General features: G+C 56.2%; 4 protein-coding genes. 1 reads left to right on the forward strand and 3 read right to left on the reverse strand.

What is annotated here, in order from left to right:
- Positions 1-166: 166 nt before the first annotated feature.
- The gene (locus LKE08_RS04955) at positions 167-1,402 is read right to left on the reverse strand and encodes a methionine gamma-lyase family protein (RefSeq protein WP_324703087.1); all 1,236 of its coding nucleotides are present in this window, start codon (positions 1,400-1,402) and stop codon (positions 167-169) included.
- 76 nt (positions 1,403-1,478) lie between these two features.
- Here LKE08_RS04955 and LKE08_RS04960 point away from each other — a divergent pair, with 76 nt between their 5' ends.
- Entirely contained in the window at positions 1,479-2,294 is an 816-nt protein-coding gene (locus tag LKE08_RS04960; protein WP_324703088.1) for an acyl-CoA desaturase, read from the forward strand.
- Positions 2,295-2,352: 58 nt separating this feature from the next.
- On the opposite strand, the gene LKE08_RS04965 is transcribed toward LKE08_RS04960, so the two are convergent.
- Positions 2,353-3,618, reverse strand: a complete 1,266-nt coding sequence (locus LKE08_RS04965; protein ID WP_324703089.1) for a glutamate-5-semialdehyde dehydrogenase — start codon at positions 3,616-3,618, stop codon at positions 2,353-2,355.
- 5 nt (positions 3,619-3,623) lie between these two features.
- Positions 3,624-4,028 carry a hypothetical protein gene (locus LKE08_RS04970; protein ID WP_324703090.1) on the reverse strand — a complete coding sequence of 135 codons (405 nt, stop codon included), beginning with the start codon at positions 4,026-4,028 and terminating at the stop codon, positions 3,624-3,626.
- Positions 4,029-4,407 lie beyond the last annotated feature (379 nt).

The following is a 4,407-nucleotide window of genomic DNA, read 5'->3' on the forward strand; positions in this document are numbered from 1 at the left end:
CCGATCTGAATCCACAGGCAAGATGCCTGTGCTACATTTTGAATTTTGCCTCATTTTAGCCGAAACGGTCTACTACTCAAACTACTCAAACTGTCGCACCGAAGAAACCGGGTTTTTCGAGACAATTTTTCGATCCCCATGCCAAATGTTCATAAAAACCCGGTTTCTAATCCTTCGGTCCGATCGCATCAATTGCGGCTTCGAGTGCGATCGCAATATGGGTCCAGTGCGTCCCCCCCTGACAGAACACAATATAAGGTTCCCGCAGCGGTCCGTCAGCCGAAAATTCCGACGTACTCCCATCAATAAAAGTCCCCCCCGCCATCACCAACTGGCTTTCGTATCCCGGCATTTCCGCCGGCACCGGGTCTAGGTAAGATCCGATGGGGGAATATTGCTGAATTGCCCGACAGAAGGCGATCAGGCGTTCCGGCGATCGCAATTCGATCGCCTGGATCAGATCTCGCCTCGGGACCATCGGTGCGGGGTTGACCCGGTAGCCGAGTTGGTCGAAAACGGAGGCCGTCAGGTGATTTCCCTTCAGGGCTTCCCCCACCATCTGAGGGGCGAGAAATAGGCCCTGGAACAGCAATCGGTTCTGATCGAAGGTGGCCCCCCCGCTGCTGCCGATACCGGGGGCAGTGAGGCGACAGGCGGCCGCTTCGACGAGATCTGCGCGTCCGGCGACGTAGCCCCCCGCCGTCATAATAGTGCCGCCGGGATTTTTGATCAGGGAACCGGCGATCAAATCCGCCCCGACAGCCGGGGGTTCCCGGTCTTCGACGAATTCGCCATAGCAGTTATCGACGAAACAGATCGTGTCGGGATTTTGCCGTTTGACGATGCGGACGATCTTTTCGATATCGGCGATGGAAAGACTCGATCGCCACGAATATCCGCAGGAACGCTGGATCAACACCAGGCGGGTGCGGGGAGAAATGGCTGTTTCCAAGGCCGGCCAATCCAGATCTCCATCCGCAGATAAACCCAATTCGCGATAATCTATGCCAAACTCTATTAGGGAACCCTGACCGTTTCCGCGCAAACCGATCACCTCTTCGAGGGTGTCGTAGGGAGAACCGGCCACGGCCAGCATCTCATCTCCCGGGCGCAGGCAACCGAACAGGGCCGAGGCGATCGCGTGAGTTCCGGAAACGAACTGCACTCGTACCGCAGCCGCTTGGGCCCCCATAACGTCGGCAAATACGCGATCGCAAGTCTGACGACCCAGATCGTCGTGTCCGTAGCCCGAAACACCGGCAAAATGATGGGTTCCTACCCGATATCGACGGAAAGCATCCAAAACTCGACCGAGATTGTGCTTGACCTGCGCGTCAATTCCAGAAAAAATCGGGGATAGTGCCTGTTGCGCTTGATGTAGCTGCTCAGTGCTGTGTTTCATCACCTGACTCATGCTCGATGTGGGCGCTGCATATTATGACGCCAATGGGACTCGTCCGTTAATCAACCTGATATTCATGACGATTGCAACCGAAACCAAACTCAAGCCCGACTGGGTCACCATCGGCTTTATGGCATTTCTCCATATCGGCGCGCTGTTCGTGCTGCTGCCGAGTAATTTTAGCTGGGCCGCGATCGGTGTGGCCATTTTTCTGCACTGGGTCACGGGTGGCTTGGGAATTACATTGGGATTCCACCGCCTGATCACGCACCGCAGCTTTGAAACGCCCAAGTGGCTGGAATACTTTTTCGCGTTCTGCGGCTCCTTGGCTTGCCAGGGGGGGCCGATCCAGTGGGTCGGGTTGCACCGCATCCACCACCTGTACTCGGACCAACCCCTAGATCCCCACGATTCCAATAAGGGTTTCTGGTGGAGTCACATGGGCTGGATGCTCTGGGATATCCCCGCCGATTCCGATGTTCCCCGTTTCACCAAAGACATCAATCAAGATCCGGTTTACCAGTTCTTACAAAACTATTTTGTTCCGATTCAGATTGCTTTGGGTATCGTCCTCTACCTGCTCGGTGGCTGGCCGTTCGTGGTGTGGGGAATCTTTTTCCGCATCGTCGCCGTCTTCCACTGCACCTGGTTTGTCAACAGCGCCACCCACAAGTTTGGCTATGAGACCTACGATGCCAAAGACCACTCGAAAAACTGCTGGTGGGTGGCCCTCGTCACCTACGGCGAAGGCTGGCACAACAACCACCACGCTTACCAATATTCGGCCCGCCACGGCTTGAAATGGTGGGAAATTGACCTGACTTGGATGACGATCCGACTGTTGCAAATCCTGGGTTTGGCGAAAAATGTCAAACTGGTGGCGGCAGAGTGAGAAGAATTGATCATTGATCATTAATAATTAATAATTGTTAATTATTAATTGTTCATTGTCATACCTTACCGTTGCCTTGGACGACGTGTTTGAGGGTGGTGAGGGTTTCCAGGCTGATCAGTCCGCGTCGGTATCCTTTCTGATTCGACATTCCCAAAAAAATGGCATCCCCCCGGTTTTGATGGCGCGAAAATCGGGGGGATGTGTTGATGAAGGAGAGGGCGCTGTTGGCGTTTTGGGCGAATTGACGGCTTTCGCTGTAGGATTCGGTGGCGAGGCAGTTGGCGTGGTTGCTGCTGTACTGGTTCATCCAGGCGATCGCATCTTCGAGGTTTTCGACAAATCGGAACGCGACGGTTTTGCTCAGGTAGGGATTGGACCATTCGGCGAATTCGGCCAAGGTCAGTTCGGGAAAGTCCTCAACCAGTTGCCGGTCGCCGCGCAGTTCAAACCCCTCCTCCCGCAGACTGTTCCACAGCCGCACTAGGGAGGAGGTCTTTTGGTTGGGGTCGATGAGGACTTTTTCGATCGCGTTCACCGGGTCGGGTTCGCTCCGATGGCTTTCGAGGATCATCCACCGGGCTAGATCGACGTTGGCTGTGGCAGACCAGTAGAGGTAACAATTCCCCATCGCCGATTTGAGTACCGGGACGGTGGCCTGGTTGACGACCTGTTGGATGAGTTGGGGGCGTCCGTAGGGGATGACGAGATTGATGTGGCGGTCTTGGGTGACCAGGTTGGAGATGGGGTGGTCGGAGTCGGCGGGGATGGCCTCCAGACATCCCGGCGGCATCCCCACGTCTTCCAGGGCCGACTGGAGGGTTTCGGCGAGGGTCTGGTTGGAATAGTTGGCCTCGCTGCCCCCCATCAAAATCAAGCTGTTCGCCGTTTTCAGGCAAAATCCAGCCGCGATCGCCCCCAGTTCGGGAAAGGCTTCGTAAATGAGGGCGATCGTGCCCAGGGGGATGAATTGGCGGTAGCCCTGGCACTGTTCGAGTTGGTAGGGGGCGCTCATCACCCGCCCGATGGGGTCGGGGAGGTCGCCCAGCCGTTTCAGGATCTCGACGGTGGTTTCCAGGCGTTTCGGCGTCAGTTTCAGCCACTCTCCGATCAGTTCCGGAACCCCCATTTCCCGGCTGGCTTCCAGATCCAGGGTGTTGGCTTCCAGAATGTCGTTCTGTCTGCGCCGCAGGGCGTCGGCCATCACCCGCAGCGCCCGACTTCGAGCCTCTCCCGAGACTTGTGCCAGTTCGAGGCTGGCGGAGTAAGCCCGACGAACCGGATTGATGGGGGCGGGGGAAGCGCTGAAATCGTCGATGATCATTGAGCTTAACGCCTGTAAGCGAGCCAAACCATGAGTGCGGGCAACATCGCCAGCATAACGGCCACCATCGCCCAAAGCAAGATGTTGGGTCCGGGGGAGTACATCGCCAGGGGCAACCAAATCACCAGGGGCACCAGCAGCATCCCCAGGGCGAGGGGCAGGTAGTGCGATCGCAGGCCGGGGGTGGCCCGGTTCCACTGGTGGCCGGTCCACCGCCACACCTGTTTGTAGGGATAGTGGGTGGAGAGTTGTTCCAGGGAGTACCCGCTTTCGTCAACGACGAAAATTTGCTGACAGCGATCGCAGCCGAAGGCATCTGTCAGGGTAATCGGGACGAGTTTCCCCCGCCGCCGACAGGGACAGGGATACTCATCATTCAGGTCAATTTTCTGGGCTTTTGAAGATGGCACAGCCGATCGTTGTTTAAATATAAGTTGCGATATGGGGGAGGTTGAAATGAATGGCTCCTTACTGGATCATACTCACCTCTTCGGCCTTGTCAAACATCAGTTTCCCAGGGCCTCGGACACAACCCGAACGTTCTGTCCATCTTCGAGATCATAGCGACTTTCTTCAGAATTTGGCCACTCTCGAAGGAGAGAGGAAACCTGAGAAAAACCTCGGTCCGGCGATCGCGCCGGATCGGGAGCCGGATTCTGAATGGGGTTCCTTGGAGAATGGAGCCCAGCGGACTTGAACCGTCTAATTGAGCATTAGGGGTCGAGAGAGAAGTCACCTTCTCCCCCTCCCATTCAGAACCGTGCATGAGACTTTCACCTCACACGGCTC

Source organism: Lyngbya sp. CCY1209 (assembly GCF_035615495.1).
GTDB lineage: Bacteria > Cyanobacteriota > Cyanobacteriia > Cyanobacteriales > Microcoleaceae > Limnospira.